At 74.3% G+C, this 24,331-nt stretch carries 18 protein-coding genes and 1 pseudogene; 8 read left to right on the forward strand and 11 right to left on the reverse strand.

Annotated features, from left to right (window positions below; genetic code table 11):
- Positions 1 to 53: 53 nt before the first annotated feature.
- On the forward strand, positions 54 to 1,259 hold the full coding sequence (locus ACIP5M_RS15685) for an acyltransferase family protein (protein WP_401196998.1): 1,206 nt from the start codon (positions 54 to 56) through the stop codon (positions 1,257 to 1,259).
- A 10-nt stretch (positions 1,260 to 1,269) separates the two neighbouring features.
- On the opposite strand, the gene ACIP5M_RS15690 is transcribed toward ACIP5M_RS15685, so the two are convergent.
- Complete coding sequence (locus tag ACIP5M_RS15690) at positions 1,270 to 2,052, reverse strand: trypsin-like serine peptidase (RefSeq protein WP_401197001.1); 783 nt, start codon at positions 2,050 to 2,052, stop codon at positions 1,270 to 1,272.
- A gap of 115 nt (positions 2,053 to 2,167) precedes the next feature.
- Entirely contained in the window at positions 2,168 to 3,631 is a 1,464-nt protein-coding gene (locus tag ACIP5M_RS15695; protein ID WP_401197003.1) for a hypothetical protein, read from the reverse strand.
- A 160-nt stretch (positions 3,632 to 3,791) separates the two neighbouring features.
- On the opposite strand from ACIP5M_RS15695, the gene ACIP5M_RS15700 reads away from it, so the two are divergent.
- Entirely contained in the window at positions 3,792 to 5,081 is a 1,290-nt protein-coding gene (locus tag ACIP5M_RS15700; RefSeq protein WP_401197004.1) for an ATP-binding protein, read from the forward strand.
- A gap of 387 nt (positions 5,082 to 5,468) precedes the next feature.
- Here the strand turns inward: ACIP5M_RS15700 and ACIP5M_RS15705 are convergent, their stop codons facing one another.
- From ACIP5M_RS15705 to ACIP5M_RS15725, 5 genes are all read right to left on the reverse strand, one after another.
- Positions 5,469 to 6,047: a hypothetical protein gene (locus ACIP5M_RS15705; RefSeq protein ID WP_401197006.1), complete on the reverse strand. Its 579-nt coding sequence runs from the start codon at positions 6,045 to 6,047 to the stop codon at positions 5,469 to 5,471.
- Entirely contained in the window at positions 6,044 to 7,657 is a 1,614-nt protein-coding gene (locus ACIP5M_RS15710) for a protein kinase (protein ID WP_401197008.1), read from the reverse strand. Before ACIP5M_RS15710 ends, ACIP5M_RS15705 begins: the two co-directional genes overlap by 4 nt.
- 126 nt (positions 7,658 to 7,783) lie before the next feature.
- Positions 7,784 to 9,040 carry a Tm-1-like ATP-binding domain-containing protein gene (locus ACIP5M_RS15715; protein ID WP_401197010.1) on the reverse strand — a complete coding sequence of 419 codons (1,257 nt, stop codon included), beginning with the start codon at positions 9,038 to 9,040 and terminating at the stop codon, positions 7,784 to 7,786.
- 48 nt (positions 9,041 to 9,088) lie between these two features.
- The gene (locus tag ACIP5M_RS15720) at positions 9,089 to 9,568 is read right to left on the reverse strand and encodes an NUDIX domain-containing protein (protein WP_401197012.1); all 480 of its coding nucleotides are present in this window, start codon (positions 9,566 to 9,568) and stop codon (positions 9,089 to 9,091) included.
- 129 nt (positions 9,569 to 9,697) lie between these two features.
- Positions 9,698 to 10,720 (reverse strand): cation diffusion facilitator family transporter, encoded by a 1,023-nt coding sequence (locus ACIP5M_RS15725; RefSeq protein ID WP_401197013.1) that lies wholly within the window; start codon positions 10,718 to 10,720, stop codon positions 9,698 to 9,700.
- Between the two features lie 151 nt (positions 10,721 to 10,871).
- Here ACIP5M_RS15725 and ACIP5M_RS15730 point away from each other — a divergent pair, with 151 nt between their 5' ends.
- Together ACIP5M_RS15730 and ACIP5M_RS15735 are read left to right on the forward strand one after the other, a co-directional pair.
- Positions 10,872 to 13,244, forward strand: coding sequence for an FHA domain-containing protein (locus tag ACIP5M_RS15730; RefSeq protein WP_401197016.1), 2,373 nt, complete (start codon positions 10,872 to 10,874; stop codon positions 13,242 to 13,244).
- Positions 13,241 to 13,921 carry a hypothetical protein gene (locus ACIP5M_RS15735; protein ID WP_401197018.1) on the forward strand — a complete coding sequence of 227 codons (681 nt, stop codon included), beginning with the start codon at positions 13,241 to 13,243 and terminating at the stop codon, positions 13,919 to 13,921. Before ACIP5M_RS15730 ends, ACIP5M_RS15735 begins: the two co-directional genes overlap by 4 nt.
- 35 nt (positions 13,922 to 13,956) lie before the next feature.
- Here ACIP5M_RS15735 and ACIP5M_RS15740 read toward each other — a convergent pair whose 3' ends face one another.
- Positions 13,957 to 15,207 (reverse strand): streptophobe family protein, encoded by a 1,251-nt coding sequence (locus tag ACIP5M_RS15740; RefSeq protein WP_401197021.1) that lies wholly within the window; start codon positions 15,205 to 15,207, stop codon positions 13,957 to 13,959.
- A 94-nt stretch (positions 15,208 to 15,301) separates the two neighbouring features.
- On the opposite strand from ACIP5M_RS15740, the pseudogene ACIP5M_RS15745 reads away from it, so the two are divergent.
- Positions 15,302 to 16,627: pseudogene (locus ACIP5M_RS15745) on the forward strand (DUF6777 domain-containing protein); the annotation flags it as partial.
- A gap of 358 nt (positions 16,628 to 16,985) precedes the next feature.
- Here the strand turns inward: ACIP5M_RS15745 and ACIP5M_RS15750 are convergent.
- The gene (locus tag ACIP5M_RS15750) at positions 16,986 to 17,225 is read right to left on the reverse strand and encodes a hypothetical protein (RefSeq protein ID WP_401197024.1); all 240 of its coding nucleotides are present in this window, start codon (positions 17,223 to 17,225) and stop codon (positions 16,986 to 16,988) included.
- A 126-nt stretch (positions 17,226 to 17,351) separates the two neighbouring features.
- Between ACIP5M_RS15750 and ACIP5M_RS15755 the strand changes: the two genes are divergently transcribed.
- The 3 genes from ACIP5M_RS15755 (at position 17,352) to ACIP5M_RS15765 (ending at position 21,482) form a co-directional block, all read left to right on the forward strand.
- Entirely contained in the window at positions 17,352 to 18,542 is a 1,191-nt protein-coding gene (locus tag ACIP5M_RS15755) for a sensor histidine kinase (protein WP_401197025.1), read from the forward strand.
- A gap of 14 nt (positions 18,543 to 18,556) precedes the next feature.
- The gene (locus ACIP5M_RS15760) at positions 18,557 to 19,219 is read left to right on the forward strand and encodes a response regulator (protein WP_401197027.1); all 663 of its coding nucleotides are present in this window, start codon (positions 18,557 to 18,559) and stop codon (positions 19,217 to 19,219) included.
- Positions 19,220 to 19,382: 163 nt separating this feature from the next.
- Positions 19,383 to 21,482 (forward strand): SpoIIE family protein phosphatase, encoded by a 2,100-nt coding sequence (locus ACIP5M_RS15765; RefSeq protein ID WP_401197030.1) that lies wholly within the window; start codon positions 19,383 to 19,385, stop codon positions 21,480 to 21,482.
- 53 nt (positions 21,483 to 21,535) lie between these two features.
- Here the strand turns inward: ACIP5M_RS15765 and ACIP5M_RS15770 are convergent, their stop codons facing one another.
- Entirely contained in the window at positions 21,536 to 22,234 is a 699-nt protein-coding gene (locus ACIP5M_RS15770) for an alpha/beta fold hydrolase (RefSeq protein ID WP_401197033.1), read from the reverse strand.
- Between the two features lie 46 nt (positions 22,235 to 22,280).
- Positions 22,281 to 24,206 (reverse strand): ABC transporter permease, encoded by a 1,926-nt coding sequence (locus ACIP5M_RS15775; RefSeq protein WP_401197035.1) that lies wholly within the window; start codon positions 24,204 to 24,206, stop codon positions 22,281 to 22,283.
- Between the last annotated feature and the right edge of the window lie 125 nt (positions 24,207 to 24,331).

Below are 24,331 nucleotides of genomic sequence, written 5' to 3' on the forward strand. Positions count from 1 at the left end.
CTGATCTGAGGGCGGTAATCGGACAGCAGTACGTTCAAGGAGGCGGTCGAGGGATGGGCGCGCGCAGTGCAGGCGGAGAGTCCTCACGCGGAGAGCCGCAGCCGGGCACCCATCCGCGGGGCGCAGCTCCCGGCGGGCGCCTGGCGGTTCTCGACGGCGTGCGGGTCCTCGCCGCCCTCGCGGTGCTCTTCTACCACTACGTGGTGCTCGCGAGCGCCTGGGGTGAACCGCCCGCGGGTCTCTTCCCGGTCGCCCACCGGTTCGCCGTCTACGGCTGGCTCGGCGTGGAGATCTTCTTCCTCGTCAGCGGTTTCGTCATATGCATGAGCACCTGGGGCCGCAGCCTGGGCGACTTCGCGGTGTCCCGGGTCTCCCGGCTCTTCCCCGCCTACTGGGCGGCCGTGGCCTTCACCTCGCTCGTGCTGTTCCTGTGGCCCGAGGTCAGGGGCATCAAGAAGTACAGCGACGTCTTCGTGAACCTTTCGATGCTCCAGGGCGGACTGGGGGTCCCGCACATCGACGACGCGTACTGGACCCTCTTCGTGGAGCTCAAGTTCTACGTGCTCTTCGCGGTCGTGGTCATGTGCGGCGTGACCTACCGCAACTGCGTCCTCTTCTGCGGGCTCTGGACCCTTGCCGGAGTGGTGGCCCCGACGGCCGACAGCGGCGTGCTGTCCTTCTTCGCGATACCTTCCGCGTCCCCGTACTTCACGGCCGGGATGGCCTTCTACCTGATGCGCCGTTTCCGGCCGAACGCGGTCCTGTGGGGCATCGTCGGCGTCCAGTTCCTTCTCGCGCAGCACTACGTGCACGCCCGGATGCTGTCCAGCCTGGGCAAGAGCGCCACCGAGCAGACGCCCTCCTGGCCCGCCCACGTGATCATCCTGCTCGGCTTCGTCCTCATGGCGGCCCTCGCGCTCGGTGCCCTCGACGGCATCCGCTGGCGCTGGCTCCCGCATGCCGGAGCGCTCACCTACCCGCTCTACCTGATCCACATGATGGTCGGGCTGACGATCATCCACCACTTCCGCGACCAGGTGGCGCCCATCCCCCTGGCCCTCGGCGTCACCGCCTTCATGCTGTTCCTCGCCTGGCTCGTCCACCGGCTCGTCGAACGCCCCCTGGGCCGCCGGCTGAGCGGCAGCCTGCGCCGCGGGATACAGGACATCCGCCGGGAGACTCCCGTCCGGCCTCCGCTCGGCCTCGGACGGCTGCCCGCGCAGCCGTCCGCCCCGGAGGCGGAGCGCATCCCGGCCTGACGTCCCGTCGTCAGTCGGTGACGGATGCCTCGCGGTAGAGCTCCACCGCCTGGTCGCCCATCACCGCGCTGTACGAGACCTCCGGAACGCTCCCGCCGGCCTCGTGCCCGCCGAGCACCCCCGCCAGCGCCCCGCCGACCAGCCACGGGCTGCCGCTGGTCCCGCTGCTGAGGTCCGGGCAGTCGATCCGGCGCTGGGTGTCGGAGAACAGCGCGGTGGTGTTGGCGCAGCGCAGCGGGGCCTCCTGGCCGCGCGGGTAACCGATCACCCTCACGGTGGCGTCGGGCGCCTGCTCCGCGGCCACCGGGAAGCCGCCCACGAGGTCCTCGACGGCCCCGGTCCGCCCGCCGTCCACCGGAGCCACCGTCGCGAAGGCGATGTCGGCATCCGGGTCCCCGCCGTCCCGCCAGCCCGGGGCCACGTACACGCCGGTGAGCTTCCACACGCCGTACGGGGCCTCGCCGTCCCGGTATCCCGGTGCGAAGACGGTGGTGTCCCAGCGGTCCACGCAGTGCGCGGCGGTGGCGATCACATCGTGGCCGTCGCTGCGCACCACCGCGGCGGTGCAGAAGTGCCCGCCGTCCAGCCCGCCCGCGAACAGGGCGCCCACCCGGTCCGCCTCGGCGTCCGGCGGGGCCTGCGCGGTGACGCCGAGCGGCGGCCCGGCCATCGCGTCGGGCAGGTCGACGCCCAGCAGCGCCGCCACGGCGGCCGACGCGAGCAGGATCCGTGACGCCCGGCGGGCGCGGGAGCGGGAGCGGCGGCCCGGTCCGGGGTGGGTGCGGTGGATCATGAGGCGAGCCTGCCCGGCGAACCTGTGTCCGGAGCCCGTAATTCCGTATGAATCCGCTGTGAATCCCGTGGACCCGGTGTGAAACCCGGGCATCCACGGCGGCCACCGGCCCGGGCTACTGCGGGCCGCGCCGCTCGTAGAGCGTCACCCGCCGGCCCCTGACCTGCCGGTCCTCCACCATCGTGAACCGCTCCCGCAGGACCGCCGCCTTCGCCTTGTCCCGCTCCGCCGACGGCGCCTTCGCCACCTTCGCCGCGTCCGTCACCAGCAGCACCCGCCGCTGAGCGAGCAGCGCCTCCCGTATCCGCGCCGGGTCCGCCTCCTCGCCCTTGAGGGTGGCGGAGGCCGCCGGGGTCTCGGCCAGCGCCACGTCCGCCAGCCCCGCGAACGCGCCCGGGGACACCAGCGCGGTGTCCCGCCGCGCGGCCGGGACGAACAGCACCGCGTCGCCGTCCCGCTTCAGCCGGGCCACCTCACCGGCCACCGCCAGGACGTCGTCGACCCGGCTCGCCGGCGCCCTTTTGCCCAGCTCCACCGGGAGCAGCGCCAGTACCGCCGCCCCGAGCACCCCCGGCACGAGCAGTCCCGACGCCCGCGGGAAGCGGGGCTCGAGGGCCCGTACGGCAGCGCCCAGAGCCGCACCGATCAGCAGGGCCAGACCCGCCATGGAGAAGAGCACGTACCGGTCCAGGAACAGCGGCTGCACCAGCGACAGCCCGATCAGCCCCAGCACGGGCACCGCCAGCAGGGGCAGCCCGACGGAGGCCGCGCAGAGCCGGCGCCCCCTCGAGCGGTCCGCCCGCGCGCCGGCGCCGCCGATGGCGAGCAGGATCCCGGGCCCGATCAGCATGTGCCAGGTCAGCGGCGGTATCCACGACACCTGGTCGGACTGCCCCCGGCTGAACAGGACGAGCGGCAGCGCTCCCGCCACCGCGCCCGCACCGTACGCCGCCCAGCGCAGCCACACCGGCCGCCCGGCCCGCACCCACCACAGGGTCGCGGCGTGGGCGGGCAGGATCAGCAGCGACAGCCAGTTCAGCAGGGCGCACACCAGCACGCAGAGCCCGTACGCCGCCCAGCGCGGCCAGGCCCGCCGCCCGGGCCGGCCCTCCCCGAGGAGGGACACCAGAAGGAGCGTCGACAGCCCGGCACCGGCCGTGACCAGCGCGTACGGCCGGCCCTCCTGGAGGTGGAACTGCACGGCCGGCAGCAGCCCGAGGGCCAGCCCGCCGCCGAGCCCGGCCCAGAACCCGGCCAGCCGGCGCCCGATCACCGCCACGCACGCCGCGGCGGCGCAGACCGCCAGCACGGACGGCAGCCGCAGCGTCGTCGTACTCGCGCCGAACACCTCGAAGAGGCCGTGCATCAGCAGGTAGTACAGCCCGTGCACGGCGTCGACGTTCCCGAGCATGCGCCATATCTCGGCCGCCGGTCGCCCCGCCACCTGCCAGGTGGCCGCCTCGTCCCGCCACACGCTGTCCTGCCGGGAGAGCCCCCACAGGCCGAGCGCGAGGGTCCACAGCACCGGGACCGGCCAGACGGGGAAGCGCCGCCGGGCGCCGGGTATGTGGGAAGTCATGAAGCTGCGCGGGTCCTCGGTGCTGGGCGTGGGCGGAAGGTACCAGTCTATGGACGACACGGAGGGTTTCCGGACCGGCTGTTGTGCACGGCGGAGCGTGATCGTCCGGCCCCCTCGCCCCTAGCCTCGCCGCAGGAGCACGAACGAGGGGCGGTACCCGGTGAACTGGCTCATCCACGACTACCGCGAGAGCGATCTCGCCGCTGTGGTCCATCTGATCGACACGACGGCCGAGCTCGGCCAGGAGTCCGTCTTCTCGCTCGCCGAGTGCATCAGCGCCCTGACCGACCGGCAGCCCTGCGTCGTCGCCGTCCACCAGGGCGTCCCGATCGGCGCGGCCCTGGCCTGCGTCACCGGCGAGCGGGCCTGGGTCATGCGCATCGCGATCGCCGCCGGCTGGCGCGGCCGGGGCCTGGCCAGTGCCCTGCTCGTCGAGCTGGAGCGGCGGCTCATCGCCGCCCGCGTCGGGCGGATCGCGTACGTGCTGCCGGAGGAGGACCTCCTCGGCGAGGGCCTGCTCAACGCCGGCTACACGCGCCAGCCCGCCGTCGCCTACTTCGAGAAGACCGAGCCGCTGCACGGACCCGCGGCCGGGCTCCTCGCCGACCTCGGCGGCCGGTTCCTGCCGAACGACCTGTGGACCAAGGTCGCCGGCATGGAGAAGGAGAAGGACCTCATCGAGCGGCGCGTGGTGCTGCCGCTCGCCGAGCCCGAGCGGGCCGCCTCCCACGGCGTGCGGCCCCCGCGCGCCATCACCCTCTTCGGCCCGCCCGGCACGGGCAAGACCACCTTCGCCCGCGCCATCGCCTCGCGCCTCGGCTGGCCCTTCGTGGAACTGCTGCCCTCCCGCCTCGCCGACGAGGGCAACCTGGCGGCGGCCCTGCGCGACGCCTTCGCCCGGATCGCCGAGCTGGAGCGGGTCCTGGTCTTCATCGACGAGGTCGAGGAGATCGCGCCCGTACGCACCGAGCCGGCGCAGCCCGGGGGGATCCACGGGGTGACGAACGAGCTGCTCAAGCTGATACCCGGCTTCCGGGAGGGCGACGAGCGGCTCCTGGTCTGCGCGACGAACTCCATCCGCTCCCTCGATCCGGCCTTCCTGCGGCCCGGGCGCTTCGACTACCTGATCCCGATCGGCACCCCCGACGCGGGCGCGCGCGCCGCCATCTGGTCCCGCTACACGGCCGGGCGCGCGGACGTGGACGTGGCGGCGCTGGTGGCGGCGACCGAGCTGTTCACCCCGGCCGACATCGAGCACGCGGCGCGGATCGCGGCGCAGGTGTCCTTCGAGCGGGACCTGGAGGCGGTGGGCGCACGGGGCGCGGCGGCCGCGCAGCTCGGCGCGACCACGGAGGACTACCTGGCGGCGGCCCGCCAGTGCCGGCCGACGGTGACCCCGGCGATGACGGGCGAGTTCGAGGCCGACATCACGGCCCACGCCCGGTTCTGAACCCGGCCCGCCGTTCAGGACTCCGTCCCCCGGTTGCGGCGGGGGGCGGGTTGGCGAAGGGCCCGCAGCCACTCCCCAAAGCGGCTGCGGGCCTCCCGCGCGGACTTGTGGTCCCGGCGCGGGACGGCCACGTTCCGGTGGGGGTGTGTCGCCGGCTGGAACGTGGCGCGAAAGGGTGCCGGAGGTCGTCCGGAAAGCCCTCTCAACACATGACCGAGTCAACCAGGGGGCGGGGTGGCCGCGCGTCGGCCGCACGGCCATACCCTCCCTGGCCGGAAGGACGGCCGTTCGGGACCCATCATCGGCCCGAAGGGCCGGCCGGACCGCGTCCGGCCACGTGCTCTGTCACCTTCATGCCGCTTCCGGTCCGCCTGGCGAACGGTCCGGTTACCGGGAACAGCGGTACGTGAACTCCACCGCGGCGGTGCGCCGCGCGGGCGACAGCAGCTCGAGCTCGGCCTTCGCGGGGTAGGTCCCCGCGCCCTGGAAGGTCCACAGCAGGTGCAGCCGGGCCTCCCGCTGCCCGCGCGGCACCCGCTCGGTCAGCTCCTCGGAGCGCGTGCCGTCGTTGCGGAGCCAGCGGTACCTGAGGGTCCCCGGGCGCCCGTCGGTCCGTACGACGGCCACCACGTCGGCCGCGGCATCGCAGGCCGGGCCCTGCGGATCGGTGGTCACGGCCACTTCACGGACCTCGACGCCGGGACCGAACCGCTGCCACCCCAGGTACGCGAGGACCGCGAGCAGCACGACCGCTGCGAGGGTGTAGCGCCGCCATCCGCCGGCGCCGCGGCGCTGCGGCGCGGGCGGCGCCGTCACCGGGAACGGTGCGGGCATGGAGGCCGTCACGCCGGGCCCGAACCGCAGGACCGATCCCTCGACCCGGTCGGGCACGGCCTCCTGCGGCTGCGCGGGACCGCTGAACCAGTGGCTGCCCAGGACGGTGGCGCTGTAGTCGTCGTCGCTCATCGGATCTGACACCTCGAAAGCCAAACCTGGTCGGTTGCGGAGCCGTTGCCGGCGGCCGGCCTGGTGGTGACGCGCACGCCCCAGTAGCAGCCCTGCCCGGTGAAGGTGTGCCTCCTGACGAGCGTGCCGCCGCCCGGCTGGTAGGTCACGGTGTCGGCGCGCCCGTCGGCCGCGCCGAGCACGCCGGACTGGTTGCCGCTGAACCACTCCACGGTGACGGCCACCGGAGCGGTTCCCTTCGCGTCGATCGAAATGCTCGCCTCGCCCACCGTGAAGTCCGCCTGCCGCAGGTCCACCCGGACCGCCCCGACCACCACCGTCGGCCGCGTGCTCGGCGGCGGCGTGGTCGGCGGCGCCGTCGTCGGGCCGGTCGGCGTCGGCGTGACCGTGGGGGAGGAGCCGGGGCTCGCCGAAGGCGAGGCGGAGGCGGAAGCGGACGGCGACGCGGACGCGGACGGCGACGCCGACGACGAGGACGAGGACGAGGCCGACGGCGAGGCCGAGGAACCCGGCACGGGAGTCGGGAAGCCGCCACCCGGGGCCGGGCCGGTCGTGGCGACCGCGCTCACCGCGGCGGACCCGCCCGTCTCCCCTGCCGCCTGCGCCGCGAACACGAGCATCGCCCCGAGCACCAGGGCTGCGCCCGCGGCCACCGCGCCCCGCCGGCCCGGCATCCACCTGCCCGGCGGCGCGTGCAACGTGGTCGACGCCAGAGCCGTGGTCCCCGAGGCCGGAGCGCCCGCGGAGGGGAACAGCAGGGGCAGCAGGGCCGCCAGCGCCGCCAGCTTGCGCTGGCCCCGCTCCTCCCAGTCCGGCCCGTACGCGGCCAGCGCCACGCCCTCCAGTTCCGCGACGAACGCCTCGGCGTTCTCGGGCCGCTGCTCGGGGGACTTGGCCATGCCCCGCCGGATCAGCGGGCGCACCGGTTCCGGGGCCTCGGTCTCCGGCACCGGTGCCTCGACGTGCTGGACCGCCAGCTCCGCGAAGTTCTCCCCGTCGAAGGGCTTGCGCCCGGTCAGGCACTCGAAGAACGTCGCCGTCGCCGCGTACACGTCGGCCGCGGGCGAGGCCGCCTGCCCCTGCCACTGCTCGGGGGCCATGTAGGCGGGGGTGCCGGCCACGCCCGGTGTGGTACCGCGGCGGGCCGCGATCCCGAAGTCCACGAGGCGCGAGGAGCCGTCCACCGCGACCAGTACGTTCTCCGGCTTGTAGTCGCGGTGGACGACACCCGCCCGGTGCGCGTCGGCCAGTCCCAGCAGGGAGCCCTTCAGCACGACGAGAGCTGCCTCCGGCTCGGCCTGCCCGGCCTGCTTGAGCAGCGCGCGCAGGGAGATCCCGTCGACCAGCTCCATCACGATGGCGGCGCCGTCCGGCGCTTCCACGTACTCGTACAGCCGCACCACGTACGGCGAGTGGAGGGCGCCGAGGAGCCGGGCCTCCGCCCGGAACTCCCCGACGAACGCGGGGTCCTCGCGCAGCCGGTCGCTGAGGTACTTCACGGCGACGGCCGTGCCCGTCGCCTCATGGACGGCGAGTACCACGCGGCCGCTGGCGCCCGAGCCCAGTTCCCGGACTTCCGTGTAACCGGGCACCGCCCATGTCTTCTTCATCGTCTTCCCCCACCCATGGCGTCACCGTGCCCCAGGTCCACGCGGCCCGGTCGTCCTGTACCGACCGGCCACCCCCCAGGACACGGTTTTCGACGTGGCCGGTTCCCGCTGTCGGAGGGGTGTGTCTCAGGCCGCGGCCTGTTGCGCGCAGATCATCGCATGGAGCCGGTCCGCAGCCGAACGGCCGAACGCCGGATCGTTGATGTGGGTGTCGTAGTCGTGGAGCACGGCGCCGCTCCCGCGCAGTCCTTCGCGCAGCGCCGAGAACAGCGCCCCGTCCGCTCCGGGGTCGTGGTAGGGGCCGCCCGGCGCGCCGAGCGTGGACAGTCCGCGCAGGGGGATGCAGACCGCCGTGGGGCCGGTTGCCGTACGGAGTTTGGCGGCGACCCGCCGGCCCAGCTCCGCGCACTCGGCCTCGGTCGTACGGATCACCGTGATGGACGGGTTGTGGACGCGGACCCTTCGGTAGCGGACCTGCTCGGGCAGTGTCTCCAGCGGGCCGAACTTGACCATGTCCAGCGCTCCCAGGCTCACCACCTGCGGAATCCCGGCCCGCCCGGCCGCGCTGAGCCGGTCGGGGCCCGCTGTGAGGATGCCCCCGCACAGGTCGTCGGCGAGCTCGCTGAGCGTGAGGTCGAGGACCCCCGCGAAGATCCCCTGGCCGGCCAGGGTCTCCAGGGTGCGTCCGCCGGTGCCGCTGACATGGAAGACCAGCACCTCGTAGCCCAGCTCGGTCAGCCGTTCGCGGGCCGCGTCCACACCGGTCGTGGTCACGCCCGCCATGCTCGCGGCGATCAGCGGGCGGCCGCCCGCTCCCAGCCGGGCCGGGCGGCGCAGTTGCACCGGGGCACGGGCGAAGGCCTTGGCCATTCCCGCGATGGCCTCCACCGCGTTGGCCAGGACGGGCTCGGAGATGCTGTTGATCCCCGCGATGTCCACCACGCTGTACATCATCGTGATGTCCGAGGAGCCGACGTACGGCGCCACGTCCCCGGACGCCATCGACGACACCATCAGTTTCGGTACGCCCAGCGGCAGCGCGCGCATCGCCCGCGTGGCGATGGAGGTGCCGCCGCTGCCGCCGATCGCGAGCACCCCGTCCAGCCTGCCCTCGGCGTGCAGGCGTAACAGGGTCGCCTCCGCGCCCTGGGCCATCGTGGTGACGGCCGCGCCCCGGTCGGCGGCCGTCTGCAGTTCCGACAGTTCCGTCCCGGCCGCCCGGGCCACCGCGTCACGCGGCACGTCCGCGGGGACCCGCGGCTCTCCCATCACTCCCGTGTCGACCAGTACCACCTCGACGCCGGCGCGCAGCAGCCTCTCGCGCAGCCAGCCGTACTCCACACCCTTGGTGTCCAGGGTTCCCACCAGCACGACGTTCGTCATATGTGCAATGTCCATGCAGGTGGGGTTTGTTGGCAAGTAAAGGTCGAGTCAACCCTCCAGTAACGCCAACAAACGCTCCAGAAAAGGCACTTGAGAGGCAATCAGCTTCTTTTCGGCCAGTTCCGGAGCGAACCAGGCCACGCGGTCCAGCTCGGGGAACTCCTGCACGGTCCCGGAGTGCGGCGGCCACTCCATGGTGAAGGTCCCCGGCACCATCAGCGCGGGGTCGAGATCCGCCTCCACCGCCCAGATCGTCACCAGCTTCCCGCTGCTCAGGCGCACTTCGCCGAGCGGCAGGTAATCCCCCTCGGGCGGCGGCAGCCCCAGCTCCTCGGTGAACTCCCGGCGGGCCGCGTCCCGCGGTGTCTCGTCCGGCGCGTACTCGCCCTTCGGGATGCCCCAGCCGCCGGCGTCCCGCCCGGCCCACAGGGGGCCGCCCAGGTGCCCGAGCAGGACCTCGACCCCGCCGTCGGACGCCCGGCCGGTCCGGCGGAAGAGGAGCAGCCCGGCACTGCGCTTGTTCGTCATGGGTGCATCTATGCCCCGTACGCGGACGGGTCATCGCGCGGCGGCGGTGTTCGTGCGGGCCGCAGGCCGGTGTCCGCACGGACCGCAGGCCGGTGTCCGAGCGGACCGGAGGCCGGTGTCCGCGCGGGGTCAGTGGGCGTGCGGGCCCTCCCGGTGGACCGGCCCGTGCGCGTCCGCACAGTGCGGGTCGGCGCTCCCGTCGTAGGCGGCCGCCTCGCCCGCGCGGCCGACCGTGAGGAGGGAGTCCTGCTCGTGGTCGACCTGCAGGGTGGTGTGGGTGATCCCGTACTCCTTGGCCAGCAGCCGCTCCAGGTCCCGGCGGACGGCGTGGCAGTCCCCGGCCGGCTCCACCAGTACGTGCGCCGAGAGCGCCGCCTGCCCGGAGGTGATGGTCCAGATGTGCAGGTCGTGCACCTCGGTCACCGGCGGGTGCCCGACGAGCCGGTCGCCCACCGCGTCCGGGTCCACATGGGCCGGGGCCGCCTCCAGGAAGATCCGGCCGGACTCGCGCACCAGCCCGTAGCCCGCCTTGACCATCAGCGCCACCACCACGAGGGTGGCCATCGCGTCGGCCTGCCGGAAGCCGGTGGTGAGCACGATCAGACCGGCGGCGGCGGTCCCGATGAAGGCGAACAGGTCGTTGAGGATGTGCTGGTAGGCCCCCTCGACGGCCAGCGAGGACCGGTTCGCCTTCGAAATGCACCAGGCCGCGGCCACATTGACGACGATGCCCGCGAGGGCCGTCACCAGGACCAGCCCGCCCTCCACCGGCGGCGGGTCGATCAGCCGCCGCACCGCCTCGTACGCCAGCCAGACCGCCAGCAGGAGCAGGGTCAGGCCGTTGGCCTGCGCGGAGAGTATCTCCGCCCGCTTGAGGCCGTACGTGAAACCGCCCCGCGCCGGGCGGGCGGCCAGCCGCATGGCGATCAGCGCGAGGACGATCGACACGGCGTCGGTCAGCATGTGGGCGGCGTCGGAGATCAGGGCCAGCGACCGGGCCACGATGCCGACGGCCACCTCGACCGCCATGAACGCGCCGATCAGGCCGAGGGCGATCGCCAGCCAGCGCCGGTCGGCGTCGGCGGCCACGCCGTGGCCGTGACCTCCGTGGCCGTGGCCGTGGCCGTCGTGCGCGTGGTCGTGCCCACTCATGGCATCCCCCGTTTGTTCGGTTCCGACGCGTGAAGTGAAGCGCACCTCGCCGCGATCGGCAAAGGCTGCAACGGGGACCGTTGTCATTCCCTATAAGACCCTCCTGACCTGCGGTTATGCCGGTCCGGTCGGATCGTGGGAAAATCTGTTCATGGTTCAGCGCCCCGGTGTGCCGACCGCGCCCGAACTCGTCCTGGAGACCGCCCGGGGCTCCACCGAGATGAGCCCGGGCCGGATCTACCACGTCGGCCGGGACCCCCACTGCGAGGTTTGCCTCGACGATCCCCGCGTCTCCTGGCACCACGCCGTCCTGCGCCCCGACGGCGACCACTGGACCGTCGAGGACGAGGGCAGCACCAACGGCACGTGGGCGGACGGCCGCCGCATCAACGCACGGACTGTCGGAGCCGGCAGCGAACTGCGCTTCGGCAACCCCGAGGACGGCCCGCGCGCCGTCCTCGTCGGCCGCGCGCCGCGCCGCGCCGCCACCTCCAGGCCCTCCGGCGTCTGGAAACCGTCACAGACCGGCACCTTCCGGCAGCCCACCAGCATCCGCCCGATGGCCGCCCGTACCGCCGTGCGCATCGGCCGCGCCCCCGAGAACGACCTCGTCATCGACGAGCTCATCGTCTCCCGCCGGCACGCCGAACTGCGCGCCCACGCCGACGGCACCTACGAGATCGCCGACCTCGACAGCCACAACGGCACCTACCTCAACGGCGCCCGCGTCGAGCGGACCGCCCCCGTCGCCGAGGGCGACATCGTCGGCATCGGCCACTCCGCCTTCTGCCTCGTCGGGGACCAGCTCCAGGAGTACGTGGACACGGGCTCGGTCTCGCTCGACGTCCAGGACCTCACCGTCGCCGTCGACGGCGGCCGCAAGGTCCTCATGGACGGCGTCTCCTTCCCCGTCGGCGCCGACTGCCTGCTCGCCGTCGTCGGCCCGAGCGGCGCCGGCAAGTCCACGCTGCTCGGCGCCCTCACCGGCCTGCGCCCCGCCGACAGCGGCACCGTCCTCTACGACGGCCGCGACCTGTACCGCGACTACGCCGAACTGCGCAGCCGCATCGGCCTCGTGCCCCAGGACGACATCCTGCACGCCCAGCTCACCGTCCGCCGCGCCCTCGTCTACGCCGCAGAACTGCGCTTCCCGCAGGACACCGCCAAGGCCGAACGCGAAGCCCGGGTCGACGAGGTGATCCGCGAACTCGGCCTCGTGCAACGGGCCGACCAGCCCATCCACAGCCTCTCCGGCGGCCAGCGCAAACGGGTCTCCGTCGCCCTCGAACTGCTCACCAAGCCGTCCCTGCTCTTCCTCGACGAACCCACCTCCGGCCTCGACCCCGGTATGGACCGCTCCGTCATGCACATGCTGCGCGGCCTCGCCGACGACGGCCGCACCGTCATCGTGGTCACCCACAGCGTGCTCAGCCTCGACGTCTGCGACCGGCTCCTCTTCCTCGCCCCCGGCGGCCGCGTCGCCTACTTCGGGCCGCCCGACGAGGCCCTCGCCTTCTTCGGCTTCGACGAATGGCCGGAGGCCTTCGAGGCGTTCGAGACCCAGCAGGGCCGCGACTGGGCGGGGGACTACCGCGCCTCGCCCGTCCACCGCCGCTACGTCGAGGTCACCGCCCGCCCATCCCAGGTCTCCGGGGAAGCCGGACGGGCCGCGGAAACCGTGCCCCCGCCGCCCAAGGCGCAGAGCTGGGGCTCCCAGCTGTCCACCCTGGTGCGCCGGTACGCCGCCGTGCTCGGCGCCGACCGCACCTTCCTGATCATCATGGTCGCGCTGCCGTTCATGATGGGGGCCATGGCCCGCGCCCTCGCCGGGAGCAGCCTCACCGCCGAGACGGCGCTGAACGCCCTGCTCATCCTGACCATCGGCGGAGTGCTCACCGGCGCCGCCAACGCCGTCCGCGAACTCGTCAAGGAACGCGTGATCTATCAGCGCGAACGTGCCGTCGGGCTGTCCAGATCCGCCTACCTGATGTCGAAGGTGGTGGTGCTCGGCGCGATCACCGTCGGCCAGGCGGTGGCCCTGACCCTCGTCGCCCTCGCCGGCGTGAAACTCAACGCCCCGGGTGGCGAGGGGGTACTCATGCCACCGTTGATCGAGATCACCCTCGTCGTCGCCCTGCTGTCCTTCACCGCCATGATGCTCGGACTGCTGATCTCCGCCCTGGTACGCAAGGAGGAGGTGACCATGCCGTTGCTGGTGCTCCTCGCCATCATCCAGGTCGTCTTCTGCGGCACCCTGCTGAAACTCGCCGGCGTCCCCGTCCTCGAACAGGTGGCGTGGTTCGCGCCGGCCCGGTGGGCGATGGGCGCGATGGGCGGCACCATCGACCTCGGTGCGGTCGTCCCGGGAAAACTCACCCAGGACCCGATCTTCGACCACGAGCCCGGTGTGTGGCTGCTCAACGTGGTCATGCCGTTGGCCCTGTGCCTCCTCTTCGGCGTGGTGGTGGCCCGGCTGCTGCGCCGGTCCGAGCCGGCCGTCATGCGTAAGCAGCCGCGGCGATGAAGTTCCCCGGCGACGAAGTCCCCGACTTCCACCCCACCCACGTCGTCCCGCAGGAGGGCATGGCCGCCTGGGAGGCCCCCGACGTGACCCGGCCGACCGCGCCCCTGGACCCCTTCCTGCCGGTGCAACTGCTGTCCCGCAGCGGGGAATGGGGCGAGATCCTGTGCGCCAACGGCTGGTCCGCCTGGGTGGACGGGCGGCTGCTGGTCGCCGTGCCGCAGCCGCCGCCCACCGCCGGGGGGCCGGCGCCGGCCCGTGCCGAGGACCCGCGGCCGCACCTGGACCGGACCGCCGACGCCCTCGACCTCTACCGGCAGGCCGTCGACGACCTCGCCGGAGGCCGGGTCGACAGCGAGCAGTTCGCCCGCTCCCTGCGGAACCTGCGGGCCGGGATCGTGATCGACGGGGAGTCCGTCTGGGTCTACGACGAAACGGCGGGACGGTGGATGTACGGCGACGGGACCCGACTGGCGACCTACGCGGTCGCCGCGGGACCGGGTGCCCCGCACCCGCCCGGGCCGCCGCCGACGCAGACCGGCGTGCACCGAGTGGCCGACGTACGGGAAAGGCAGACACCACCGGCCGGCCCGGTCGGGGCCACCCCGCCCGCCCCGCCGCGGGGGACGGAACACGACCCGACCCGGATCGTGGACACCCCCGGGGCGGCCCAGGAGTGAGGCGCGGCCCAGGAGTGAGGCTGAGGCCGCGAACGTCAGCCCGCAGCGGGCCCGTCGACGCGGCCGCGGCGGCGGAGCGGGCGGGCCGCGAAGGCGCCCAGGAACCCGGCCACCGCACCCCACAGGAGGGCGAGGCCGACCGTACGCCACAGCACGGGCGTGAGCCGCGCCCTGCCGCCGACGGCGTCCCCGTCGCCGAGGCCGAGCAGGGACAGGCCGAACTGCGCCTCGACCCTGCCGAGCAGACAGACCGTCAGCACCGCCAGGGCCAGGGCCACGCCGAAGTGCAGCGCGTGCTGCCACGGGCGGACGTGCGCCGGGGAGCGTACGGCGGCCAGCACGCCCGCGCCGAGCAGCAGGACGGCGGCCACGACCACCAGCCACCACGCCCGGGCGTCCTGCCGCGCCAGGGAGGCCACGTCGACCGTGGACAGGTCGGGGCCGCGCAGCGCACGGTCCAGCAACTGCGGCATCGGCAGTCCGAACGGGCCGTCCACCCTGCCCTCCCAGGCGCCGCCGAAGCCGACGGTGAGCGCGAGCCAGGCCAGGTTCGGCAGCGCCAGCAGGAGCACCGCCAGGGTGCGGGCGCCGTGGCCCTGGGTGGCGGCCACCACCAGGCCGACGCCGAGGCCGAGGCCGGCGTAGGCGAGGAGCAGCAGGGTCGCGGCGAAGGCCGCCGGGCGCACGGCCGCATGGAAGCGCACCAGTCCGGCGGGCAGCGGTGCGCGGCGGGAGACCAGCAGGGACATGAGCAACATGCCCAGGATCCACAGCAGTCCGAAGAGCAGGGTGCCGGGAAGGTCGGCCCGGAAACCCACCGTCGGCGCGGAGTCCAGGAGTTCGCCGATGCGCCCGACGGGGGAGTCCTTGGTGACGATGCCGAATGTCTGGCGGGCGAGGAGCGCTGCCCCGCTGAGCGTCACGAGCCACAGAAGCACCAACGGGAGTGCACGGGCCAGCAGTTCGAGGGGCCGGGCGACCGCCCGGTTGTGCAGGGGGCGCAGGAAGCAGTACCCGGCGGTGAGGGCTCCGGCCACACTCACCGAGAGCGGGAGCACGGACAGGCTCGCGTCGGCCCCCGCGAGGAGACCGGCGTCGCCCGACAGTTCGACCGAGCCGCCGGCCGCCATCACGACGACGGCCGCCGCCACGTGCGGGAAGGCGCCGCCGGGCAGATCGCCCGCACCGGCGAACGCCAGTCCGGCGGCGGCGACCGCGGTCATGACCGCGAAAGCCGCCACGACCGCCACGAGGGCGTCCCGCCATCCCCGGGGAGTTGGGCTCACGGGTTCACCGTAGGCAGCCTCGGCTTGCGGGCACCACCCGGACGGCGCACACAATGGTCCGCAAGGGGACTTTCCGCGCCTGGAAGAAGAGCCCATGAGCACCCAACCGGACCGCCCACGGCCCCAGCATCAGCCACCGTCATCGGAACGCCCCACGGGGCCGCCCTCAGGCCCGCTTTCGGGCGGGCGGCAGGGGCCGCCTGCACCGCCGCCACCACCCGCGCCGCCAGGCGGCGGGGGCAAGTCCGGCGGCCCGTGGTGGCGATCCGTACCCCGGCTCGTCACCGCGCTCGTCGCGGTGGTGGCGGCCGTTGCCCTGGCCGTGGTGCTGACCCGGCCCAGCGGCAAGGACCAGGCCGGCGGTGAGGTGTTCCTCCAGCCGGTGGCCGCCTCGGGCCCGGACCCGTTCACCGAGTCCACCGTGGCGGAGCAGGCCAAGCCGCTGCCGGAGACCCCGCCGCCGCCCGCCAGCGCCACCAAGGGCACGGCGCCGACCACGGCCCCGGCGACCACCGGCACCCAGACGGCCACCCGGAGCGTCAGCGGGGCCTCGCCGGGCGTCTACACGGGCACGCAGAACGCCCCCAGCTGCGACGTCGAGAAGCAGGTCAGGGCGCTGTCCGCGCAGCCCGCGAAGAACAGCGCCTTCGCCTCGTCCCTCGGCATCCAGCCGGCCGGCGTGCCCGGCTACCTCCGCTCGCTCACCCCCGTGCAGCTGCGGATGGACACCCGCGTCACGAACCACCGCTTCCAGAACGACCGGGGCACCCCCTACCAGGCCGTGCTCCAGGCCGGGACGGCCGTGCTCGTGGACGACCGCGGGGTGCCGCGGGTGCGCTGCGCGTGCGGGAACCCGCTGGGCCCGCCCGTGGCGCTCAAGGCCAACCCGAAGCGGTACGGCCAGACGTGGAACTCGTACCAGCCGTCGCGGGTGGTGGTCGTCGCGCCGTCGGTGACCGTCGTGAACGTGTTCGTGATCTACGACCCCCACAACCGGCACTGGTACGAGCGCCCCCGCGGTGACCACCGCGGCAAGCGCGACAAGCGGGTGCCGCCGCCGGTGTTCCCGACGCCGCCGGTCACGACGACCGTGTTCCCGACCGGCACGCCCAAGACGCCGACCGCGACCGTGTCGCCCACGAACTCGAAGACCGTGTCGGGATCGGCCTCGGTGTCGCCGTCGAAGTCCCCGCCGGTTTCGCCTTCGGAGTCGTCTTCGAAGTCCCCGCCGGTTTCGCCTTCGGAGTCGTCTTCGAAGTCCCCGCCGGTATCGCCTTCGGAGCCGCCGTCGAAGTCCCCGCCGGTATCGCCCTCGGAGTCCCCGTCGGAGTCACCGCCCGAGTCGCCGCCGGCATCGTCCTCGGAGTCCCCGTCGGAGTCACCGCCCGAGTCGCCGCCGGTATCGCCCTCGGAGTCACCGCCTGAATCCCCGCCGGTCTCGCCTTCGAAGGAAGTCAAGGGCGAGTCGCCCTCGGCCTCGCCCCGGTTCCTGGAGCCGTCGCCGTCGGCCCTGATCGTCCCGCCCCCGTCTCCGCAGGTACCGGAGCGCACGGCCAACGAGCCCGAGCCGCAGCCCTCGCCTCCGGGGCAGGAACAACCGGAGCAGGAACAGCCGGAGCAGGAACAGCCGGAGCCCGAGCAGCCGCCGGAGGAGCCCGTTCCTCCCGGCAACGACACCGAGTAGGCGAACCGCGCAAGCACCTCACTCTTCCCGCGCGGCGAGAGTGAGGTGCCCGTGCGTGCCGAGCCCTTCCGGCGGACCGGGACTTCGGCACCTCCTAGACGCGCCGGTGCCGGGAGATCGCGTCGCCCGCCACGCCCACGGCGAGGCCGAGGACGACCATGACGACGTAGCTGTACGTCTCGTAGCCCTCGGGGGCGAGGAAGCGGACGAAACCCATGAAGCGGATCCAGCCGAACCACTCGTGCAGCAGTCCGCTCGCGCCGCCGACGACGAGGACGAAGCAGAGCAGGCCCGACACGGCGGCCACGGGGGACTTTTGGGTGCTTGAGGTCATGGTCCGACCGTAGGCGGGCCGCGCCGGGCGGCGGATCGGCCGTTGGATGTCCGGGTGTCGTACTTAAGTATTCAATCGCCGCGCGGAGCCCGGGCCCGGGCCGGGGCCCGCGTAGATTTCCCCTCCATGCGCCACTTCCACCGCGTCCACCGCACCCGCCGCGACTGGGCCGCCGACCTGGGGCTCCTCCTCTTCGCGGCCTGCTTCGCCGCCATCAGTTCACGGTCCGTTCCGGTGTCGGAGACCCTCGGTCCGGCGTGGCGGGCCGCCGACCAGGTGGCCGGCGGGCTCGGCTGCGCGGTGCTCCTGCTGCGCAGGCGCCTGCCCGTGCAGCTGGCGGTGGCACTGCTGCTCGCGGGAAGCGTGGCGCACTATCTGACCGGCCCCTCGATGGTGGCGGTGTTCACGGTCGCCGCGACCCGGCCGTGGCGGGTCACGGGGTGGGTGGCGGCGCTGGCGTTCGCCCCGCTGCCGGTCTTCCTGTGGCAGCTGCCGGACATGGCCGAGGACCGGGCGGGGCCGGCGGTGACGTATTTCGCCCTGATCGCCGGGTCCATCGGGTGGGGACTGTTCCGGCGCTCCCGGCAGCAGCTCATCGCCTCGCTGCGGGAGCGCGCCGAACTGGCCGAGGCGGACGCCGAGTCACGCGCCGAGCGGGCGCGCATGGAGGCGCGCGAGGAGATCGCCCGCGAGATGCACGACGTGCTCGGGCACCGGCTCTCGCTGCTGAGCGTGCACGCGGGCGCCCTGGAGTACCACCCGGGCGCCCCGCCGGCGGAGATCGCGCGGGCCGCCGGGGTCATCAGGGAGAGCGCCCACCTGGCCCTGCACGATCTGCGCGAGGTGATCGGGGTCCTGCGGACCGGATCGGGGAAGGAGGCGGCGGACGACCGCCCGCAGCCCGAACTGGCCGACCTGGAACGGCTGGTGGCGGAGGCCCGGGCCGCGGGCGGCCGCATCGGGCTGACGGGGCTGAGCGGGCTGACGGGGCCGGCCGGCGCGGCGCCCGCGCCGTCGCCGCTGGCCGGGCGTACGGCGTACCGGATCGTGCAGGAGGCGCTGACCAACGTACGCAGGCACGCCCCCGGGGCGGCGGTCGAGGTGACGGTGGCCGGGCGCCCGGCGGACGGGCTGACGGTGGAAGTCCGCAACGCCCGCCCGCCCCGGCCGCCCCGACCGGATCCCGGGATCGGCGAGGGCGGCGGACAGGGGCTCATCGGCCTGGCCGAGCGGGCCAGGCTGGCGGGCGGCGAGCTCACGGCCGGCCCCTCGGACGGCGGGTTCCGGGTGCACGCCTGGCTACCCTGGCAGGGCTGAGGAAAGGGGGGCCGGTGATCCGGGTACTGCTGGTCGACGACGACGCGATCGTCCGGGCCGGACTGAGCCTGATGCTGGGCGGCGCCCCGGACATCGAGCTCGTCGGGCAGGCCGCCGACGGGGCCGAGGTGCCCGCACTCGTGGCCGAGCTGCGTCCCGACCTGGTCCTGATGGACATCCGCATGCCGGGCGTCGACGGGCTGGCGGCCACCGAGGCGCTCCGGGCCCGGCCCGGCGCGCCGGAGGTGCTGGTCCTCACCACCTTCCACACCGACGCGCACGTCCTGCGGGCGCTGCGCGCGGGCGCGGCCGGGTTCCTCCTCAAGGACACCCCGCCGCCCGAGATCGTGACGGCGATCCGGACGGTGGCCGCCGGGGACCCGGTACTGTCCCCGGCGGTCACCCGCCGCCTGATGGCCCAGGTGGCGGGCGGCTCGGGGCAGGACACCCGGGCGGCCACCGCCCGCGCGCGGCTGGAACTGCTGGCCGGACGCGAGCGGGAGGTGGCCCTGGCGGTCGGGCGCGGCCTGTCCAACGCGGAGATCGCGCGGGAACTGCACCTCGCGCTGCCGACGGTGAAGACGCACGTGTCGCGGATCCTGACCCGGCTGGACCTCAACAACCGTGTCCAGATCGCCCTGTTGGTCCACGACGCGACCGCGGCCGACCGGCCCTGACGGGCCCGCCCCGCCCCCGCCCCACCCCCTCGGGCCGTACGCGCGGCAACCGCAGCCCCGGACGCGGCTGCCGGGGCGTCCCGGGGGCCGCCGGGCGGGCCCGTTTTCCGGGTCCGGCCCCTCCCGCAGGGACACCGGCGGGCGGGAGTGAGACCCTGGCTGCATGGCCCTGAGGGGACGGAACCCCGAGGTCGACTGGCCCGCGCGGCCGGATACGAGCCTTGCGCTCAACCGCATGGGGACCTTCGACTGGGACCTCGAGAGCGGGCGCCTGCACCTGGACCCGACCGCCCTCGAGGTCCTCGACCTGCGCCCGGACGAGTTCACCGGAACGTCCGAGGGGCTGCGGGCGCGCCTCGCGCCCGCCGAGGCGGCCCGGCTCGACGCCCGGGTCGCGCAGGCGCTCAAGGACGGCCGCAGCCACTACGGCGCCTACGTGCGCAGCCGCCGCCGGGACGGGACACCGGCCTGGACCCACATCCAGGGGCACATCGTGCGGGACCGGCGGGGTCGCCCGTACCGCGTCATCGGCATCCTCCGCGACGCCGCCCACGACCCCGGCGAACCCGGGGCGGCGGGGGCCGCCGGGGAACAGGCCGAGGGCAGGCGCCGGATGACCGGAGTCGTCGAGCGGACGACGGCCATCCTCGCCCACGCCCGCACCGTCAACGACGTGACCGACATCCTCAAGGACCCGCAGGCCCTCGGCCACCTCGGCGCCGTCAGCGTGATGCTCGGCATCGTCGACGGGGGCCGCATCCACCTGGTCGCGGAGGGGCAGCTCGGCGCGTACGTGCCCGAGATCGAGTACACCAGGATCGACGCGCAGTTCCCGATGAGCGAGGCCGTGCGCACCATGCAGCCCGTCTACCTCGCCTCGCGGGAGGAGTTCCAGGTCCGCTATCCGCGGCTGTGGCCGTACATCGAGCCGCTGTCCGTCCGCAGCGGGGTCTACCTGCCGCTGATAGCCCAGGGCAGGCCCATCGGCGCGCTCGGGCTGCTCTACGCCCGGGAGGGCGAGTTCACGGACGAGGAGCGGAACCTGCTGATGGCGCTCGGCAGCGGCATCGCGCAGAGCCTGCAGCGGGCCATTCTCTTCGAGCAGGAGCACGACCTCGCGGAAGGGCTCCAGCGGGCCATGCTGCCCCGCCGGATCCCGGAGGTGCCGGGCGTGCGGATCGCCGTACGGTACCGGTCCGCCCGGATGGGACGGGACGTCGGCGGCGACTGGTACGACGTGATCCCGCTCGGCGAGGGCCGGGTCGGGGTGATGATCGGCGACGTGGAGGGGCACGACACGGACGCGGCCGCCGTCATGGGGCAGCTGCGCATCGCGCTGCGGGCGTACGTGGCCGAGGGGCACACTCCCGGCACGGCGATGGCGCGGGCGTCGGCCTTCCTTCGCGACCTGGAGACGGAACGGTTCGCCACCTGTACGTACGCCGAGGTGGACCTCACCACCGGGATGCTCCGCCTGGTCCGCGCCGGCCACCTGGACCCCCTCCTGCGGCGCGGCGACGGCAGCGTCCACCGGATCCAGGTGGCGGGCGGTCTCCCGCTCGGGCTGCCCCACCGAGACCCCTCCGGTGCGGGTACGGCCGCGGACACGGGCACCGGCTACCCGGTCACCAGCCTCGAACTCCACCCGGGCGACACCCTGCTGCTGTGCACCGACGGGCTGATCGAACGGCCCGGTGAGGACCCCGACACCGGCCTGCGGGAGCTGATCACCGCGGTCCACGGCGGCCCGGTCGACGTGCAGGAACTCGCCGACGTGCTGTGCGACCTCGTCGGCGACTCGGGCGGCGGGGACGACATGGCCCTGCTGGTCCTGCGCCGCCGCGGTACCCCCGCCGCGCGCGGCGGCGGCCCGCTGCGCCAGCGGCTGGAACCGGGCGACCCGGAGGCCCCGGCGATGGCGCGCCACCTGATCCGGGCGGCCGTCGCGGCCTGGGGAGCGCGGGACAGGGCCGACGAGATCGAACTGGCCGCGGACGAGCTGATGACCAACGCCCTGGTCCACACGGAGGGCGGCGGCCAGGTCAGCATGCGGCTGACGGCGGAGGGGCGGATCCGCATCGAGGTCGAGGACTCCAGCAGCGCCCTGCCCCGGCCGCGCGAAGCCGGGGACTGGGCGGTGTCGGGCCGCGGCCTGATGCTGGTGGACAACCTCTCGGACGCATGGGGCGTGGAACCCCGGGGCGGCGGCAAATGCGTGTGGTGCGAATTCGCCGCGGCCGCCCCGGCGCCGGCGCCCGCCTGACCGAGGAGCACGTCAGCCCCGCGCCCGCCGCCCCGCGTTCCGGCCGGCCCGGGTCAGGAAGCGGCCGCGGCGAGGAGGATCTCCGCCAGGTCCTCCGGCCGCGAGAACATCGGCCAGTGACCGGTGTCCATCTCGACCAGCCGCCAGTTCCCGCCGGCCAGCAGCCGGGCCACGTCCCCCGTCGGCTCGGGGCCGTCGAGCAGACACTTGACGTACGTCGCCGGGAGTCCGCCGAGGGAGCGGGCCAGGACGGCCGGCTCGGACAGCGAGGCACCCGGGTGCGGGGTGGCACCGGCGAGCATCCGCGCGATCTCCTCGGCGCCCAGGTCCTGGCCCTCGCAGTCGGACGCGGTCAGCGGAGCCCAGAAACCGCCGTTGCCGGATATCTCGGCCGCCAGCTTCTCCGGTCCCTCCCACCACGTCGAGACGAACGACTCTCCGTCGGCCGGGATGCTCGCGTCCACGAAGACCACCCGGGCCAGCCGGTCGCCGATGCGCTCGGCGGCCTGGCCGACCGGTATGCCCGCGTAGCTGTGCCCGACCAGCACGACCTCGCGCAGATCGAGCCGCTCGATCTCGCCCACGATGTCCTGGACGTGGGTCTGCTGCCCGGCCGGCACGGACCGCCGCTCGGCCACGCCGGAGAGGGTCAGGGGATGTGCGCCGTGGCCGGCGGCGCGCAGCCGCGGCGCCACCGCGTCCCACGCCCACGATCCGAGCCAAGCACCTGCCACCAGTACGAAGTCAGCCATGACCGCACCGTAGTCGAGGGGTCTGACAACGCCCCCCGCACTGGGTTCAGAGGCGGACGAGGGTGACCTCGGTGGCCTTCACGCTGGCCCACACCTCGGCGCCGTCGACGAGGCCCAGCTCGGCCGCCGCCTCCGGGGTGATCTCCGCGACCAGGTCGGGGGCCCCGGCCGGGGCGATCAGCACGCGCAGCCGGCTGCCGACCGCGGTGATCTCCCGTACGGTGCCCCGCCAGACGTTGCGGGGGCTGCCGTCCGGCTGCCTCCGGTGCACCGAGACCGCCTCCGGGGCGATGATCGCCAGCGCCTGAGCGCCCTCGGGCAGCGCCTCGGCGACCACCAGCCGCCCCCCGGCGGCGAGGGCCAGCCCGTCGGCCGACGCGGTGCCCGGCCAGGCGTTGCGCCCGAGCATCCGGGCCACCCACGGGGAGCGCGGATGCCGGGTCACCTCGGCGGGCGGCGCGTCCTGGAGGGTCTGCCCGTCGGCCAGTACGAGGACCCGGTCGGCCAGCGACACCGCCTCGACGGGGTCGTGCGTGACGATGAGGCAGACCCCGCCGAAGCCGGCCAGATGCGTGCGCAGCGTGTGCCGGACGTGGGCCCGCGTCGTCTGGTCGAGGGCGGCCAGCGGCTCGTCGAGCAGCAGCAGCCGGGGGCGCGCGGCCAGGGCCCGGGCCAGGGCCACGCGCTGGGCCTGCCCGCCGGACAGCTGGGCCGGCCGGCGCTGGGCGAGGTGCCCGACCCCGAGCCGGTCCAGCCAGGCCTGCGCCTCGCGGCGGGCCTCGGCGCGCGGCACCCGGCGGGCACGCAGCCCGTACGCCGTGTTGGCCAGGGCGCTCAGGTGCGGGAACAGCGCACCGTCCTGCGGGACCCAGGCCACCTGCCGCTTGTGCGGGGGCAGCGCGGTGACGTCGGTGTCGCCGAGCCTGAGCTCGGCGCGGGCCCTCGGGGTCAGGCCGAGCAGGGCGCGCAGCAGGGTGGTCTTGCCGGCGCCGTTCTCGCCGACGACGGCGATGGTGGTGCCGGGCTCGGCGTCGAGGGTGAGCCGGTTGAAGCCGGTGACGGTGGCGTGCAGGGGCCAGTGGCCGGAGTCGTGCGGCGCGGCCGCCGGCGCGGCGACCACGTCCTGGGCGCCGTTCTCCTCGGCCACCGCCGCCGGCTCGGCGGCCCTGCGGGCGACCGGGGCGCCCGTCCAGCGGCCGCGCAGGGCGATGAGTACGGCCATGGCGATGGCGAGGAGCAGCAGCGAGACGGAGGTGGCGGCCTCGGGCCGGTCCTGGAGCAGCAGGTACACCTGGAGCGGCAGGGTCTGGGTGGTGCCGGGCAGATTGCCGGCGAAGGTGATGGTCGCGCCGAACTCGCCGAGCGCGCGGGCCCAGGTCAGGGCGGCTCCGGCGACCAGGCCCGGGGCCACCATGGGCAGGGTCACGGTGAAGAACACGCGGACCGGCGAGGCGCCGAGGGAGGCGGCGGTCTCCTCGTAGCTCTGCCGGAGGCCGCCGAGGGCGCCCTCCAGGCTGATGACGAGGAACGGCATGGCCACGAAGGTGGCCGCGACGACCGCGCCCGAGGTGTGGAAGGGCAGGGTGACCCCGAACGTGTCCTCCAGCCAGGGCCCGAGCAGCCCGCGCCGGCCGAAGCCGAGCAGCAGGGCCACACCGCCCACGGTCGGCGGCAGCACCATGGGGAGCAGCACGAGCGAGCGGACCAGGGCCTTGCCCGGGAACTCCACGCGGGCCAGCAGCCAGGCGAGGGGCACGCCGAGCAGGAGCGAGAGGCCGAGGGCCCACAGGGACACCACGAGCGAGAGGCGCAGGGCCTGGACCACGCCGGGGCTGGTGAGGTGCGTGCCGAGCTCGCCCCACTGGGTGCGGGCGAGGATGCCGATCAGCGGCAGCAGCAGGAACGCGACGGCGAGCAGCGCGGGGAGCGCCAGGGTCACGGGGGGCCGGGTGCTGGTGCGGAATCTGCTCATCGGGGTTCCTGGCTGGGGCGGGCGGGGCGGGGGAGCGGGCGGCTGCGGGGGAAGCGTACGCGGGTGCCGCCCGGGGCTGCCGACGTACGGGCTGCCGGTGGCCGGTGGGGCCGGGCCACGGCGTG

The sequence above is a fragment of the Streptomyces sp. NPDC088762 genome (assembly GCF_044750905.1).
Taxonomy (GTDB): Bacteria; Actinomycetota; Actinomycetes; order Streptomycetales; family Streptomycetaceae; genus Streptomyces.

Excerpts from the sequence above, each read along its gene's own strand:
- ACIP5M_RS15775 (WP_401197035.1), bottom strand. The coding sequence starts at position 24,206 with ATGAGCAGATTCCGCACCAGCACCCGGCCCCCCGTGACCCTGGCGCTC.
- ACIP5M_RS15705 (WP_401197006.1), bottom strand. The coding sequence starts at position 6,047 with ATGAGCGACGACGACTACAGCGCCACCGTCCTGGGCAGCCACTGGTTC.
- ACIP5M_RS15730 (WP_401197016.1), top strand. The coding sequence starts at position 10,872 with ATGGTTCAGCGCCCCGGTGTGCCGACCGCGCCCGAACTCGTCCTGGAG.
- ACIP5M_RS15755 (WP_401197025.1), top strand. The coding sequence starts at position 17,352 with ATGCGCCACTTCCACCGCGTCCACCGCACCCGCCGCGACTGGGCCGCC.
- ACIP5M_RS15720 (WP_401197012.1), bottom strand. The coding sequence starts at position 9,568 with ATGACGAACAAGCGCAGTGCCGGGCTGCTCCTCTTCCGCCGGACCGGC.
- ACIP5M_RS15710 (WP_401197008.1), bottom strand. The coding sequence starts at position 7,657 with ATGAAGAAGACATGGGCGGTGCCCGGTTACACGGAAGTCCGGGAACTG.
- ACIP5M_RS15770 (WP_401197033.1), bottom strand. The coding sequence starts at position 22,234 with ATGGCTGACTTCGTACTGGTGGCAGGTGCTTGGCTCGGATCGTGGGCG.
- ACIP5M_RS15765 (WP_401197030.1), top strand. The coding sequence starts at position 19,383 with ATGGCCCTGAGGGGACGGAACCCCGAGGTCGACTGGCCCGCGCGGCCG.
- ACIP5M_RS15690 (WP_401197001.1), bottom strand. The coding sequence starts at position 2,052 with ATGATCCACCGCACCCACCCCGGACCGGGCCGCCGCTCCCGCTCCCGC.
- ACIP5M_RS15695 (WP_401197003.1), bottom strand. The coding sequence starts at position 3,631 with ATGACTTCCCACATACCCGGCGCCCGGCGGCGCTTCCCCGTCTGGCCG.
- ACIP5M_RS15725 (WP_401197013.1), bottom strand. The coding sequence starts at position 10,720 with ATGAGTGGGCACGACCACGCGCACGACGGCCACGGCCACGGCCACGGA.
- ACIP5M_RS15685 (WP_401196998.1), top strand. The coding sequence starts at position 54 with ATGGGCGCGCGCAGTGCAGGCGGAGAGTCCTCACGCGGAGAGCCGCAG.
- ACIP5M_RS15715 (WP_401197010.1), bottom strand. The coding sequence starts at position 9,040 with ATGACGAACGTCGTGCTGGTGGGAACCCTGGACACCAAGGGTGTGGAG.
- ACIP5M_RS15750 (WP_401197024.1), bottom strand. The coding sequence starts at position 17,225 with ATGACCTCAAGCACCCAAAAGTCCCCCGTGGCCGCCGTGTCGGGCCTG.
- ACIP5M_RS15735 (WP_401197018.1), top strand. The coding sequence starts at position 13,241 with ATGAAGTTCCCCGGCGACGAAGTCCCCGACTTCCACCCCACCCACGTC.